The sequence below is a fragment of the Coleofasciculus sp. H7-1 genome (assembly GCF_057473865.1).
The window spans coordinates 1-13747 of record NZ_JBYCCT010000035.1; the positions used below are offsets into that span (position 1 = coordinate 1).

Sequence of the window (13747 nt, forward strand, 5' to 3'; positions counted from 1 at the left end):
ACCACATTCCGCACAGATGTGATTTTGCTTACCTTGCTTCACACCATTCTTACGGGTATGAGTAGAACCACAACGAGGACATTGCATGGCTAAGCACCTTGAATTCATACTTTATTATGCAACGCCCTTTTTCTGCTTCTACTAGATGATATTTATGCTCGTAGTTCATCGGAGCGTGCTGCATCCAAAGCTGCATTTTTTCCTGGTTAGCGGCAACCTGACTTAGGTAATGCGATCGCTCTGACAAACTGACGTTGGCATAGTTCGCCAGCAGTGCCAGGGATTGGTATAAGTGCAGAGTGACGAAATACTCCGCACCTGCGCCTGCGCTAGAGTATTTGGCTGCATTGGCGGCACTATCAACTGCTCGATTGGACTCTTCCAACACATAGAACAGCATCGTCTTTGCCAAATAGGCGATAAACAGGGCGTAGTAGTTGTTCTCGGCTATTAGGTGAGGCAACATCACGGATTCATCAAAACTCTCACCAATTAACTCGAGTGGATTTGCTGCCTTCCCCAACAGATTCAACAACAGTTGATGCCATATCTGAGACAAACAGAGGGAGTGTTCCTGTTTTAACTTCAACAGTAAGTCACGGTATTTTACCTGGTCTTGTTTAACGGTTTCCAGGTTTTCTCCCACCAGAAAATTGTAGAAGCAATAGTTGATGGCACAGTAGCCAGCATATTCGTTGTTTCCGCTTTCCAGACCGCTCTGTACGCCCTCGGCTAGAGGAGATAGGCTTTCTCGTACAGGCTCCTTCCAGTGCTGGATGAAGGAATAGAACATATTGTAAGTAACGGCTTTGTGTTCTCTAGCGTCAAGCAGTTGCAGTGCCAGTCGCCCTGCCTGATATCCCGTATCAATGTTGCCCAGAGCACCGCATAGAAGCATGCCGTACCAGGCATAAGCACTCGATGCCAGCGGGGAGTTACCGCCTTCAATACACAGTTTCAATTGCGTCAGGACTACTGGTAGCAGAATTTGCGGTCTGCCAGCGAAAATGGAAGCCAAACTGGCTTGAAGAATCCGCATGGCTGCCCGTTGGGTCGGATCGGTCATTAGGGGGTAGTCTTCCAGCTCTTCTAGAGCGGGCAGTTCCACTAAAAAGTCTTGTTCGCTCAGGTTGACGGGGTAGCCCAGCAGTTCCAATGCTTGTAATCCCGTGTCAGTAGCATCGTTAAATTTATATTGGGCTACGTGAATTTGCATCTCGATCTCGTAAGCCGGGATGCGATCGAGCAGTGTTTTCCCGTGCTGCAACACCATTTCCACTAAGCTACTGGCGGCGGGGAAATTTGTGTTGAGATATTCCGCCTCTGCCGCTTCCACAACGATTTCTAGGGTCAAATCGTACTGAGTCTGCCAGCGATCGCTAAGTGTCTCCCCCGAAGAATCGCCTGAGAGCAAATTTATCGCCGTACTCAGGTACTTCACCGCCGCAGCATAGGCTGTAGATGCTTTTGCTTTCCGTCCTGCTGTCAAGTTCAACCGCGCTAGTTCTTCGATTTCCGCTGGTTGAGAAATTAATTCCCATCCCATATTCAATTGGTTGACAATGGCAAAAATCCGCTCGTCCCGTTCTTGAATCGGGGTATTTTGGAGCAGGAGTTGCCCGATTTTCAGGTGAGTTGCCTGTTTTTGGCTGGCGGCAATTAAGGAGTAAGCGGCTTGTTGAACGCGATCGTGTAAAAATTTGTAGGTTGGTAATGGGTCGGAGTCTTTCTGACCGATGGCTAATTCCCCATTCCCTTCTCCCAGGTAAAATTTATAAACTTCGCTAACGGGTAAAATTAGCCCTTATTGTAGCGCTTTCCACAGAACATTTGCTGTTTCTATTGGCGATTTTTCACTAACAATTCCTAACGTTGCTAAATCAAACTGGTTGCCAATGCAGGCAGCTAACTTCAAAACTTCCTGCGTCTGTGGTGGCAACTTTCGCAACTGAAGCGCCATGAACTCCACCACATCATCCGTCAGTGCCAAGGTTCGCACTGTGGCAATAGCGCACTGCCAATACCGAGCTTCAAAATTAAATTCAATTAGCCCATCGACCTGCAAAGATTTCAGGAATTGTGTGCTGAAAAATGGATTGCCTTGGGTTTTTTGATAAACGAGTTCTGTCAAAGGCAGAGCCAACGCTGTAGAACAAGCTAGAGTATCGGAAACTAAACAATTTAGGTCTGCTTGAGCGAGCGGAGGTAGGGTAATAGTGTTTACCGTTGCTCCGGCTTTTTGAATGTCGGATAATGTCAGCATCAAAGGGTGTACCGGACTGACTTCGTTATCTCGATACGCTCCCATTAAAAAGAGATAGGGGCGATCGCGATCGCTCGTCAGGAGTTGAATCAAGTTCAATGAGGCTGAATCAGCCCATTGCAAGTCGTCTAAGAAGATGACGAGGGGATGTTCTTCGGTTGTAAAGACAGAGATGAAGTTCGCAAATAAGCGATTAAATCGATTTTGGGCGGCACTCCCAGAAAGTTCTGGTGCTGGGGGCTGATGTCCGATAATCCGCTCTAGTTCTGGAATCACGTCAACAACAACTTGAGCATTTTCGCCCAAAGCTGCCAAAATTTGAGTTTTCCACTGCTCAACTTTAGCGTCACTTTCCGATAGCAATTGACCCATTAAGTCTCGAAAAGCTTGTACAAAAGCACTGAAAGGAAGGTTGCGCTGAAATTGGTCGAACTTGCCTTTAATAAAGTAGCCTCGCTGTCTCACAATTGGTTTGTGAACTTCGTTGACAACAGCAGTTTTGCCAATGCCGGAAAAACCAGCAACGAGCATCATTTCCGTACTACCTGCACTCACGCGCTCGAATGCTGCCAGCAGGGAGAATACTTCGCTTTCTCTACCGTATAATTTTTCGGGAATGATGAAGCGATCGCATAAATCTCGTGTTGCCAAGTCAAATTTAGCTATTTCACCTGTCTCTTTCCACTGCTGCAAACAATTTTCCAGATCGTACTTGAGTCCCAGCGCACTTTGATAGCGGTCTTCCGCATTCTTCGCCATCAGTTTGCTAACTATGAACGACAGTACTGACGGAACGCCCTTGTTGAGGTGATGGACTGGGATAGGCTGCTTGGCAAGGTGACAGTGTACTAAGTCCATCGGGTCATCCGTTTGGAAGGGCAACTGTCCCGTTAGCATTTCGTAGAAAGTAACCCCTAAAGAGTAGAAATCCGTGCGGTAATCAATCCCCCGATTCATCCGCCCTGTTTGTTCGGGAGAGATATAGGGTAAAGTGCCTTCGAGGACATTGGGATTTTGAATTTCTTGGGTTTCTCGTGGCAGCAAGGAGGCTATGCTGAAGTCAATCAGTTTTACCTCCTTGCTGGTAGGGTTAATGACAATATTGGCGGGTTTGATATCTTTGTGGATGACGCGGTGGCGGCAGAGTCCGTCAAGGGTATGGGCAATTTGAACAGCTATGGAGAGAAATAAGGGTATCGGCAAGCCAGACATTTCTGCGCCTTGCTTGCTTGCTTCTGCTACAGAAGTGAGGTAGCTACACAAGGAAATGCCGCCAAAATCTTCCAGAATCAGAGCGTAGCGGTTATAGTAGCTCTCCAGGCTATAGGTCTTGACGATACCAGGAAAATCTAGGTTTTTACCAATGATGTACTGGTTGCGGAAGTGAATGAGTTCGTTGAAGCGAGGAAACTCATTTCGCAGTAGTTTTATCACAACTGGTTGCCTGTCTGATTTCCGGATACCCCGATAAACCAGAGTGCGGCTTCCCGCATAAACTTGTTCTCCAATACTGTAGCCCAATAGCCCGATTGTCGTGTTAGCCATAGCCACTGTTACGTTTGTGCGGATTTTTAAACTTCCTATAACTTAGTATTCCCACTAGAGAGGCTGTTATTCATCAATTTATTTTTTATTAATATAACTTAATCAATTTTCTGATAAAATTATGGAGTTTTATTTGTAAGAAAATAGCTATTTTTGGGTCGGCTCTTTGGGAAAAATTATTTTTTTTATTGTTGAATTCCCAACTGGCGATCGCTCAATAGTTGGTTCATCGCTGACACTAGAGTTAACCTGCTCAATGTGTATATGCTCTATTTTTAGATAGTTGTAATGGGCAAAATCAGAAAATTAATTCCATTGGAACAAGTCGATTGAGTTGAAGCTGAGCTGAAGAAATATTAGAGTTCTCAAGGAAAGTAATTGCCTGAGATGTTAGTGAAGATACCGCGATCGCTCATTGTTATTAGCAACAAGCTAGTGTAAGCCGCAAATGGGACGAACAGAGATTCTAAAAGGGCTGATAATCAACACAGCGATCGCAAGAGCCACTGGGATTGATCGCACATCGAAGCAACTCAGAGCGAGCATTGTATGAGCAGGTGATATCTCCAATTACCCAGCGCCCGTCCAACAGACTGCACTCTGCTGGGGCATCGAACTTTTGAACATAGAGAGCAATCTTGTGAAGCTGATAACGTCCCGATCTGAGTAGATAGCGATGCCTACGTTCTAAAACCATGTATGTCTGACCCTCGACTTCCAGATATGCTCCCGGCTGGGGATGCCAGTCTAGATATAAATGACCAACGGTAGAACGGGGATGGCTCAGAATGACTTCTGTAGGCAGAGGATTCAGCTTCATAACAAATTAATATCGACGAACCGCCAGAAAATTCACATCTATATACAGCAATCCTATTTAAGTCATGAGAATCGGTAGTGCGGGCATCTTGCCTGGGACTGAACGCAAGCAGGACGCTCACACTACGCAAAAATCTCACGACTGATGGAGGATTGCTATCGGTTATTGACCCCGACGAATCGCTCCACCGGAGCCAATGCCCTAGTTCGCAGCCTGACGCTCTTTCGCTTCCTTGATCACCTCTTCCGCGATGTTACTGGGGCAAGGAGCGTAGTGCGAGAACGACATTGAGAACTGTCCACGCCCAGATGTCATGGTACGCAGATCGCCAATGTAGCCAAACATTTCGCTCAAAGGCACATCTGCCTTAATGCGTGCCCCCGTCTGACCTGTCTCCTGAGATTTCATCATCCCCCGGCGGCGGTTAAGATCGCCGATGATATCGCCCATATAATCATCTGGCGCGAATACATCGACATTCATGATCGGTTCGAGCAACTGAGGCGCAGCCTTAGGAACAGACTGCCGATAAGCGGCTTTTGCAGCAATCTCAAACGCCATTGCCGACGAGTCTACAGGGTGGAAACCCCCTTCAAGCAGCGTGAACTTTAAGTCCATGCAGGGGAACCCAGCCAATACACCGCGATCGACGCAGCTTTCAAAGCCTTTTTCCACCGCTGGCCAATATTCTCTCGGCACGGTGCCACCCGTCACCTTTGACTCAAATTGGAAACCGCTGCCTGGTTCACCCGGCTCAATTACATAGCCAATTTTGGCAAATTGACCAGAACCACCAGACTGCTTCTTGTGGACGTAGCTGTCTTCGAGGCGTTTCGTAATCGACTCGCGGTAGGCTACCTGTGGTTTACCCACCTCCACCTCCACCCCGTGGGTGCGCTTCAGAATGTCCACCTTGATGTCGAGATGTAGCTCACCCATCCCCTTGAGAATCGTTTCGCCGCTCTCCTCATCTGTCACCATATGGAAAGACGGGTCTTCTTGCACCATCTTAGTGAGCGCACCGACCATCTTTTCTTCACCCCCCTTTAGCTTCGGTTTGACCGAAATGGAAATGACGGGTTCTGGAAAGACCATTGGCTCTAGCGTTGCGGGATTCTTGGGATCGCAGATGGTGTGCCCGGTTCGGATGTTCTTCATGCCAACGATCGCCACAATGTCACCCGCCTGAGCTGAGTCGATCTCTTCGCGAGAATTGGCATGCATCTCAACCAAACGGCTGACCCGTTCGGTCTTACCTGTGGCGGTGTTAAGTACGGTATCGCCCTTGGACAACGTACCGGAGTACAAGCGCGTGAAGGTTAAAGCACCGAAGCGATCGTCCATGATCTTAAACGCGAGTGCCCGCAATGGTTTCTCTGGATCGACGATCGCAAACGTGCCTGTTTCATGCCCTTCCAGATCCACCTCTGGCTGAGGTTTGACCTCCATCGGGTTCGGCAGGTAGTCAACCACGGCATCCAGCACCAACTGTACGCCCTTATTCTTAAACGACGAGCCGCAGTAGGTCGGGAAAAACGCCAAGTCGCGGGTACCCTTGCGAATGCAACGCTTCAGATCGTCCATAGACGGCTCTTCCCCTTCTAGATACTGTTCCATCACAGCATCGTCTTGCTCAACCGCTAGCTCAATCAACTGTTCGCGGTAGGTCTCGACCTGATCGACCATATCGGCAGGAACATCTTTGATCTTATAGTTCATCGGATCGCCAGAGTTATCCCACACCCATGCCTTACGGGTCAGCAGATCGACCACGCCGCAAAACTGTTCTTCAACGCCAATCGGCAACACCATTACCAGTGGCTTGGCAGCAAGCACTTTATCGACTTGCTTGACGACTCGATAAAAATCAGCACCCGTGCGATCGAGCTTATTGATGTAGACGATGCGAGCGACTTTGGAGTCGTTAGCGTAGCGCCAGTTGGTTTCAGATTGCGGTTCGACTCCACCTGAACCACAGAAAACACCAATGCCACCATCAAGAACCTTAAGGGAACGATAGACCTCAATGGTGAAATCAACGTGTCCTGGGGTATCGATGATGTTCAGTTGGTGATCGTTCCAGAAACAGGTAGTCGCAGCCGACTGAATCGTAATCCCGCGCTCTTGCTCCTGTTCCATGAAGTCTGTCGTCGCCGCGCCTTCGTGTACCTCACCAATTTTGTGGATTTTACCTGTCAGTTTCAGGATTCTTTCAGTTGTGGTGGTCTTGCCAGCATCGACATGAGCGAAGATGCCAATGTTTCGATAACGAGTGAGGTCTTTCATAATTGGTCTCTAGAGTAAATACAACGAACCGTTGGCGACCACCTGCAAGCATTACAAGCCAGGAAATCAATGTTGCCTTCGTAGCCAGTGCAGGCTGGATTTCAATTACGCGGAATATCAAGAAATCCTTTTCCCTGTCTCTGGCAACATTACTAATTGTAAAGTGTGGGATGTCAAGGTGACAGTGGTCAGAGAGATTAGACATATTTGAATCAGCGATATCGCAGCCGAAGAACGGCAAGAGCGCCAATCTCACCGTTTCTCTACATCGCCAGATTATCGGAGTTCGCGAGCTTGCGGTTCTAGGTTGTGCGGCTCTCGTATGGCTTGGCAGTTTTTTAGCCCCCCTTGTTCTCGTAGGAGTGCTGAGAGTTATTGTGGTGGGGCAAGGCTCTGTTTGAATCTTCCCGTTTGGAGCGGTTAGCGGCAAGCGATTGAAGGCATATTGTGAACAAGAACCGAGTGAAGGCAACGACTAATGCCGGATGACAAATTATTTGTTGTTATTCACACGCTTTGTGTCGTTAGCTTTCATAAAGTTATCAAAGCTTTCTCTGTACAAGAATAACACTGCTTCTACAACCCCACTGGTAAGGTTAGAGTGAATGCAGTCTGTGCAGATAAAGTCGGATCAAGCGTCAGATCGCCACCGTGCGAACGCGCAATTTCCCGCGCCAAGCTCAGTCCTAATCCAATTCCCTCTACTTTGCGCGTTCGGGCTGGATCGCCGCGATAGAAACGGTCAAAAATGCGGTTTCGCTCACCCAGAGGAATCTCTTGAGAGCAATTACTGATAGTAATTACTACCGTTGTGTCCTGACGACAAGCATCAATCCGAATCCAGCCGTTTGCGAGATTATATTTAATGGCATTGCTAATCAAGTTTTGCAAGACCTGAATGAGTAAGTCGCGATCGCCCTGTACGCGCAAGCCATCAGCAATTTCTGTTTGAATCTCTAGATGGGGTGCCAGCAGTTCGATATCTTCCAACATCTCAATTAACAAACTAGACAAATCCACCTCAACTCGATGCAAGTTCATAAGTCCTGCATCTGCTAGAGAAAGCAGCAACAGTTTACGCACAATCCCAGTCAGTCGGCGTACTTCATCCAGTAAATTGCTCAGGCTTTGTTGCACCTCTGAGCCAGGTTCGGCTTGTTGCAGGGTGCGTTCCAGTTCTCCTTGCAAAATTGCTAGCGGAGTCTTGAGTTCGTGTGCAGCATCCCCACTGAAGCGGGACGCTTGCTTAAAACTGCGTTCCAAACGTGACAACATTTTGTTGAACACCTGAATCAACTCGACAAATTCAACATCCGTTGTCCCGATGGGAACCCGTTGTTCCAAACCGCTAGCGGTGACATTTCCAATACTTGTGGTTAGCCGTCGAATAGAATGTAAACTGCTTCCAGCAATTCCCCACGCACCGCCTGCTACAAGTAGCAATACCCCTGGAATTGAAATCAAGAAGATATTGCGGATGACGACCATCTCTTGAGCGATCGCGTTTAAACTTACTGCGATCGCCACCTGAGTAAAAGGTGTCGTGGCTGCACCAATCCGCCATGTTCCGCTTGAGTTGCGCTGGGTGACGAATCGAGGCGTGGGCGGTGGTACATCAGGCGGGGGTTGCAAACGTTCTGGAAATGGGGCTGTTGGTCGATCGGAAGGTGGTGGAAACGGCGGCAGTTGGGGGCGTGATGTCCAGAGGTTCGTGATATTTAGATCGGCAGCCCATTGTTCGGAACGATACAGCACATTGCCATCCGCACCGATGACCAACATAGCGATCGCTGTTTTTGCGCTTGTGCCAAATGGCTGCCCAAGTGAGGTTTCATAAGACTGCCAGCGAACTGACAAGTCAGCGCTTCGCTTATCGGGCGATCGCGGACGACCTGCCCGCATCAATTGACTCTCCAGTTCTGCATCCAGACGGCTTACCTTCGCCTCATAAATCAGCCACCACGAAATTAATCCAAACCCTGCTAGGGCGCTACCTGCAAGAACAGCAGACAATAGAGCAATTCGGATACGGAAGGAACGCAACTTCACTATTAAGACTCTGTTTGGCGAAATCGATATCCAACGCCGCGAATGCTTTCAATCCAACCCGCGCCACCGATGGAATCAATTTTTTTGCGAATCCGTTGAACGCACACATCGACCACATTGGTATTGGGATTGAAATCATAGCCCCAGATGTGTTCCAAGATTTGCGTGCGGGTAAAGACTCGTCCAGGCGATCGCATTAGATATTCTAGGAGATTAAACTCGCGGGTGGTGAGTTCAACTATATGCTGATTGCAGGTTGCTTCTCGCGTGATGCGATCTAGCTTAATGGGTCCGACACAAACCAAGTTTTGGCGATCGCCTGCACTCCGACGCACCACGGCATGAATACGGGCAACGAGTTCTTCAACGAAAAACGGTTTCGCTATATAGTCGTCAGCACCCAAGTTTAAACCCTCAATTCGGTCATCCAATTCATTCCGAGCAGTCAGCAAAATTATCGGCACATTTTGTCCTTTCCGGCGCAGGTTTTTGAGGATAGACAACCCATCTTTTCCCGGCACCATAATGTCAAGCACAAGCGCGTCATACTCATTATCCAAGGCGCGAGTATAACCATCGTCTCCGTTGTCGCAGTAATCGACAACAAATCCCTGTTCCTTCAACCCAGCTTGGACGAAGTTAGCAATTTTCGCTTCATCTTCAACGAACAGAATATGCATGGGTTTCTCATGCTAGCGGACTCTAGTTTAACAAGGTAAGATCCCCGACTTCTTAGAGAAGTCGGGGATCTAAAATATGATCGGAGAATGCAGGGTAAGAAACCCAAACCCACAACCCAAAGCAATGGTCAAAACACCTCCTCAACAACCTTTGCCCCTTCCACCACTCGAAAGTGGCGATCGCCTGAATCGCTACCAATTTGAGCGACGCTACAATGCCATGCCTCATCTCAGGAAGGCTGAACTAATTGAAGGAGTTGTCTACGTGCCTGCTGCACGGAGATTTAGAAGTCATGCTCAACCTCACGGAAATTTGAGTGGTTGGCTAGGTAATTATAAGGTTGCAACACCTGGTATTGAGTTAGGAATTGAACCCACCGTTCGTTTAGATTTGGACAACGAACCCCAACCCGATGCAGTGCTGCTGATTGAGGAACAAGCAGGAGGTCAGTCGCGCCTCAGTGAGGATGATTATATAGAAGGGGCACCGGAGTTGGTGGCAGAGATTGCGGCGAGTAGTGCAGCGATCGATCTCGGTGATAAAAAACGTGCCTATCGTCGCAATGGAATTAGAGAATATATCGTTTGGCAAGTGTTTGAGCAGAAACTGGACTGGTTTTATTTACAAGAGGGAGAGTATATTTTACTGCCAGTGGATGAAGATGGGGTGATTAAAAGTCAAGTGTTTCCCGGCTTATGGTTGGCAGTGAATGACCTATTGGCTGGGAATATGGGGTCAGTGTTAGCTGTGTTGCAGTCAGGGTTGGCGGCACCAGAACATACCGCATTTGTGCAGCAGCGATCGCAGTAGCTAGGGTTTTGCGTCAACCGGAACGTTACACCCCTCAAGTTATTGGTGAGGATGTAGTTGGGAAGTGAAGAGTGCAGTAGCGCTGTATAACAACACATTGAGAGTATAAGCAAGTAAGAAAATAGAGTAGAGAATCAGGCAATATCCATGCCCAGGAAAATTCGAGAGTTGAAAGCTCAGATTGCGCGTGAAGGTTTTGTTTATCTGCCTAAGCGCGGCAAAGGGAGCCATGAGCGTTGGCGACATCCTCTGATCGGGAAAACACTCACAATTCCAGGCAAGGATGGGGATGATGTGCCACTATACCTAGAAAAACAGTTGACACAGTTATTAACTCAACTGGAAGAATTAAGGGAGGACGAGGATTCATGAGTCGTTACAGCATGATTGTTCAATGGTCTGATGAAGATGAGCTTTTCCTAGTCACGATTCCAGAGTTTGGCGATCGCGTTGTTATGCCTTGCACTCATGGCAAAACTCGTGAGGAAGCAATTCGTAACGGTGAAGACGCGATCGAAATGTACTTGGAAGCATGGCTTGCAGAAGGTGAATCCATTCCTGAACCCAGTACGCTGCAAATTGCCTAATTATCATTAATCTTTTGACGCAGCTTAGTCGAGAAGTCAGTTTTGGACTTGACATCAAACATCAGATCGGGGACTAATTGAGCATAGTCTTCTGTTGTTCAGAGCGATCGTGATCGCGGTAAGGACACAACTAAAAGCTCATTCACAGCTCAAAGTCGCCGTCACAATTAAAATTAGTAGAGAGAGCTTGAAGGGAGACAAAGCTAATGACGTTGCAGGAATTGCAAAAACAGGCGTTGCAATTGCCAATTAGCGATCGCTGGCGTTTAGTTCAATCCGTATTGGCATCAATTGAGAAAGAAACCTTGTCATCTATTTCACCCAATACAACCATACAACCCATGACTAATCTTGATCCTTGGACTCAAAGCCTAATCGGTTCTATTCAGCTACCTACAGATTATTCAACAGAATCTTATGTTGATTATCTAGAGGAGAAATATAGTTGAAGCGGGTGCTGTTTGATAGCGATGTATTACTGGATGTTTTAGCGCAACGCCAACCGTTTGTGATTGCTTCTGCACAAGCATTAAATACAGTGACGCAGGAACAAGTACAGGGATATGTTTCAGGTCATGCAGTCACCAATATTTTCTACATCTTACGCCGTCAAATTGGTAGTGAAGCCGCACGGGAACTACTATCAAGGTTATTACAGCGAATTCAAGTTGCCAGCGTAACGGACGAAGTAATTCGGCAAGCGTTGCAAAGTTCCATTGCAGATTTTGAGGATGCTGTAACGAGTGCTGCGGCGAATGTCGCAGGTTTAGAAATGATTGTGACGCGAAATACATCTGATTTTGTAACTTCTTCAGTTCCGGCAATAATGCCAGAGGAATTTTTGGCAACACTATCCGAGTAAGCAAATGTAGTAACGTTGCATTACAAGTCGCTGCACTGGAACGGCTCAAGCGGCTTAGAGAGGATATAGCCGATATGATCGTAGTCAAGTGTTTCCAGGCTTTTAGTTGGCAGTGGATGATCTATTGGCTGGGAATGTGGGGCGAGTGCAACCTGTGTTGCTCCGAAGGGTTGGCTGCACCAGAACATACCGCATTTGTGCAGCAGCTATCAAAGTAGTTAGGGTTCTGCGATCGCTAGATGCTGTCAAACTATCTTCAAGAGTGAAGTTAGACTACTTTATTCTGTAGTTTTACGAAATATTGGTGTCAGGACTTACGCAGCGACCCTAATTGTAGGGTGCGTTGCAACGCACCCTACGCCATTGCTAGGGTATTACCGAGAATTTTGCGTAAGTCCTGGGTGTGATAGATTGTATTCACCAATAAAGTATTCCTAAGCAGGGTATTATAGCAGTGGGTGCGGCATAACCTCATTGGCATAAGTGTTAGACTGCGAATCCGATACAACTAATAGTTATACGGATTAGATTGTAGGTACATCTAGCATTCGTACTTTATCTGTTTGTCTTCTGAACTACTCATGAATAAAGCACTTCGATTTGCCTTTCCTTTACTGGTAAGTTATTTGAGTTTTTCTAGTATCGCCCAAGCTTTACCTGACATGACAGCCAATGCTGTTGATGCGTGGTTTCGACGCAATCGCTCGGTTGAAATGGCAAATGGGACTGCTCGATTGTCCGTTTTTTTTAATGATCAAAACAATGTTGAAGCCGAGGTCATTGACCACCGCCCCAAATGCTATCTCTCTCCTGAGTGTGTTGGAAGAGTACTTTTTCAAAAAGTGAATAGTTCAGGTGGACAAATTGAGGGAGGGGCTATTGTAAGTGGAGACAATCTCATCAAAAAATTTTGGGGGCAAAAGATTTTAGATGATTTCAAAAAGTCAACCCTGGTAGAAACTGTCTATGACAGCGGCCCAAACCGATGGTATCGGGGGGAACTCTATAACTACAAAACATGGCATTATACAGGCTATACAATTGTCCACTTTGGCGTTGTATCTAAGAAATCCGATCAGGCTAAGCGGATTAGAGAATATAAAGTTTGTATGGAAAATCCAGCCAGTTGCGACCCCTAGCTAGTAGTTTGCCAAGAGACGATATTAACTTAAACAATCTGGTTCAATAAAATCATGCAACTCATCAAATCTGCGACAGCGATCGCCATTGTTTCTCTATCTATCTTTTCAACACCTGTTCTTGCTCAAACAAACCAAGAGCGGTGGGTGGACTTTGGTAAAACCAATGGTGGTGAAACACTAAGGTTAAACGAAAAAAGTATTAAGTTTGAGATGATGCTGCTTGATGATACTCTCAACAATGAAGATGGACACTATGACAACTTGCCAAAGATAAGAGTTGTTGCCTTTGACTACAGCATTGGGGGTAGAAAAAGAAGTGCATACACCAAATCCTGCAATGGTGGTAACTTGGCTACTAACCCAAGCTGGAGAACCTATACTTCTTTTATAGACTACTGGCCTCAATATTTTTCAGTTGAGGCTGACAGTGTTGCTAGCAAGAGAATGTTAGAACGAGTTTGCACTTTAAGTTTGTCCAAACAATAATTGAAGAAAAGGTGAAAACTCCAAAACCTATGTATCGTAGACTGGGCTTAACCGTTTTAGCAAGCATGGCGATAATCTCTACGGCATAGCCCTCTTCTGTCACTTTCCGGGATAAGCAAGTAGTAAATAAGCTAAATTATCCAGAAGCATAACCAGGTTTAAATTGATTCATTGCTGCAATTAAATGATTGAATCCCAGCAATAAATGTGAATTAT

Annotated in this window: 15 protein-coding genes; 8 read left to right on the forward strand and 7 right to left on the reverse strand. The window is 46.8% G+C overall.

The window, feature by feature from the left end; all coding sequences use genetic code 11:
• The 7 genes from AC2VDX_RS10085 to AC2VDX_RS10115 all read right to left on the reverse strand — a co-directional run.
• Positions 1-87: IS1/IS1595 family N-terminal zinc-binding domain-containing protein (locus AC2VDX_RS10085; RefSeq protein ID WP_486928133.1), on the reverse strand; the 87-nt coding region annotated here is incomplete at its 3' end.
• Entirely contained in the window at positions 50-1546 is a 1497-nt protein-coding gene (locus tag AC2VDX_RS10090) for an ATP-binding protein (RefSeq protein WP_378178236.1), read from the reverse strand. The genes AC2VDX_RS10090 and AC2VDX_RS10085, both read right to left, overlap by 38 nt.
• 258 nt (positions 1547-1804) lie before the next feature.
• On the reverse strand, positions 1805-3808 hold the full coding sequence (locus AC2VDX_RS10095) for an ATP-binding protein (RefSeq protein WP_378178239.1): 2004 nt from the start codon (positions 3806-3808) through the stop codon (positions 1805-1807).
• 466 nt (positions 3809-4274) lie between these two features.
• Positions 4275-4628, reverse strand: a complete 354-nt coding sequence (locus AC2VDX_RS10100; protein ID WP_378178242.1) for a DUF6464 family protein — start codon at positions 4626-4628, stop codon at positions 4275-4277.
• Positions 4629-4829: 201 nt separating this feature from the next.
• Entirely contained in the window at positions 4830-6914 is a 2085-nt protein-coding gene (fusA, locus tag AC2VDX_RS10105) for an elongation factor G (RefSeq protein ID WP_378178245.1), read from the reverse strand.
• A 576-nt stretch (positions 6915-7490) separates the two neighbouring features.
• Positions 7491-8966, reverse strand: a complete 1476-nt coding sequence (locus AC2VDX_RS10110; protein ID WP_378178272.1) for a sensor histidine kinase — start codon at positions 8964-8966, stop codon at positions 7491-7493.
• Positions 8966-9643 carry a response regulator transcription factor gene (locus AC2VDX_RS10115; RefSeq protein WP_378178248.1) on the reverse strand — a complete coding sequence of 226 codons (678 nt, stop codon included), beginning with the start codon at positions 9641-9643 and terminating at the stop codon, positions 8966-8968. The genes AC2VDX_RS10110 and AC2VDX_RS10115 overlap by 1 nt, the downstream gene beginning before the upstream one ends.
• Positions 9644-9767: 124 nt before the next feature.
• Here AC2VDX_RS10115 and AC2VDX_RS10120 point away from each other — a divergent pair, with 124 nt between their 5' ends.
• The 8 genes from AC2VDX_RS10120 (at position 9768) to AC2VDX_RS10155 (ending at position 13531) form a co-directional block, all read left to right on the forward strand.
• Positions 9768-10454 (forward strand): Uma2 family endonuclease, encoded by a 687-nt coding sequence (locus AC2VDX_RS10120; protein WP_378178251.1) that lies wholly within the window; start codon positions 9768-9770, stop codon positions 10452-10454.
• Positions 10455-10601: 147 nt separating this feature from the next.
• A complete protein-coding gene (locus AC2VDX_RS10125) occupies positions 10602-10826 on the forward strand; it encodes a type II toxin-antitoxin system HicA family toxin (RefSeq protein WP_378178254.1) in 225 nt (74 codons plus the stop codon).
• On the forward strand, positions 10823-11041 hold the full coding sequence (locus AC2VDX_RS10130; protein WP_378178257.1) for a type II toxin-antitoxin system HicB family antitoxin: 219 nt from the start codon (positions 10823-10825) through the stop codon (positions 11039-11041). Before AC2VDX_RS10125 ends, AC2VDX_RS10130 begins: the two co-directional genes overlap by 4 nt.
• A 206-nt stretch (positions 11042-11247) precedes the next feature.
• A complete protein-coding gene (locus AC2VDX_RS10135; RefSeq protein WP_378178260.1) occupies positions 11248-11490 on the forward strand; it encodes a hypothetical protein in 243 nt (80 codons plus the stop codon).
• Positions 11487-11903: a PIN domain-containing protein gene (locus AC2VDX_RS10140; protein WP_378178263.1), complete on the forward strand. Its 417-nt coding sequence runs from the start codon at positions 11487-11489 to the stop codon at positions 11901-11903. The genes AC2VDX_RS10135 and AC2VDX_RS10140 overlap by 4 nt, the downstream gene beginning before the upstream one ends.
• A 74-nt stretch (positions 11904-11977) precedes the next feature.
• Positions 11978-12121, forward strand: a complete 144-nt coding sequence (locus tag AC2VDX_RS10145) for a hypothetical protein (RefSeq protein WP_486928149.1) — start codon at positions 11978-11980, stop codon at positions 12119-12121.
• 363 nt (positions 12122-12484) lie between these two features.
• Complete coding sequence (locus AC2VDX_RS10150; protein ID WP_378178266.1) at positions 12485-13042, forward strand: hypothetical protein; 558 nt, start codon at positions 12485-12487, stop codon at positions 13040-13042.
• A gap of 54 nt (positions 13043-13096) precedes the next feature.
• Positions 13097-13531 carry a hypothetical protein gene (locus tag AC2VDX_RS10155; RefSeq protein ID WP_378178269.1) on the forward strand — a complete coding sequence of 145 codons (435 nt, stop codon included), beginning with the start codon at positions 13097-13099 and terminating at the stop codon, positions 13529-13531.
• The last annotated feature ends 216 nt before the right edge of the window (positions 13532-13747 follow it).

Bases quoted from the DNA above. Each gene is read 5' to 3' on its own strand.
- AC2VDX_RS10090 (WP_378178236.1), bottom strand. From the start codon at position 1,546: ATGGGATGGGAATTAATTTCTCAACCAGCGGAAATCGAAGAACTAGCG.
- AC2VDX_RS10095 (WP_378178239.1), bottom strand. From the start codon at position 3,808: ATGGCTAACACGACAATCGGGCTATTGGGCTACAGTATTGGAGAACAA.
- AC2VDX_RS10100 (WP_378178242.1), bottom strand. From the start codon at position 4,628: ATGAAGCTGAATCCTCTGCCTACAGAAGTCATTCTGAGCCATCCCCGT.
- fusA (WP_378178245.1), bottom strand. From the start codon at position 6,914: ATGAAAGACCTCACTCGTTATCGAAACATTGGCATCTTCGCTCATGTC.
- AC2VDX_RS10115 (WP_378178248.1), bottom strand. From the start codon at position 9,643: ATGCATATTCTGTTCGTTGAAGATGAAGCGAAAATTGCTAACTTCGTC.
- AC2VDX_RS10120 (WP_378178251.1), top strand. From the start codon at position 9,768: ATGGTCAAAACACCTCCTCAACAACCTTTGCCCCTTCCACCACTCGAA.
- AC2VDX_RS10125 (WP_378178254.1), top strand. From the start codon at position 10,602: ATGCCCAGGAAAATTCGAGAGTTGAAAGCTCAGATTGCGCGTGAAGGT.
- AC2VDX_RS10130 (WP_378178257.1), top strand. From the start codon at position 10,823: ATGAGTCGTTACAGCATGATTGTTCAATGGTCTGATGAAGATGAGCTT.
- AC2VDX_RS10135 (WP_378178260.1), top strand. From the start codon at position 11,248: ATGACGTTGCAGGAATTGCAAAAACAGGCGTTGCAATTGCCAATTAGC.
- AC2VDX_RS10145 (WP_486928149.1), top strand. From the start codon at position 11,978: ATGATCGTAGTCAAGTGTTTCCAGGCTTTTAGTTGGCAGTGGATGATC.
- AC2VDX_RS10150 (WP_378178266.1), top strand. From the start codon at position 12,485: ATGAATAAAGCACTTCGATTTGCCTTTCCTTTACTGGTAAGTTATTTG.
- AC2VDX_RS10155 (WP_378178269.1), top strand. From the start codon at position 13,097: ATGCAACTCATCAAATCTGCGACAGCGATCGCCATTGTTTCTCTATCT.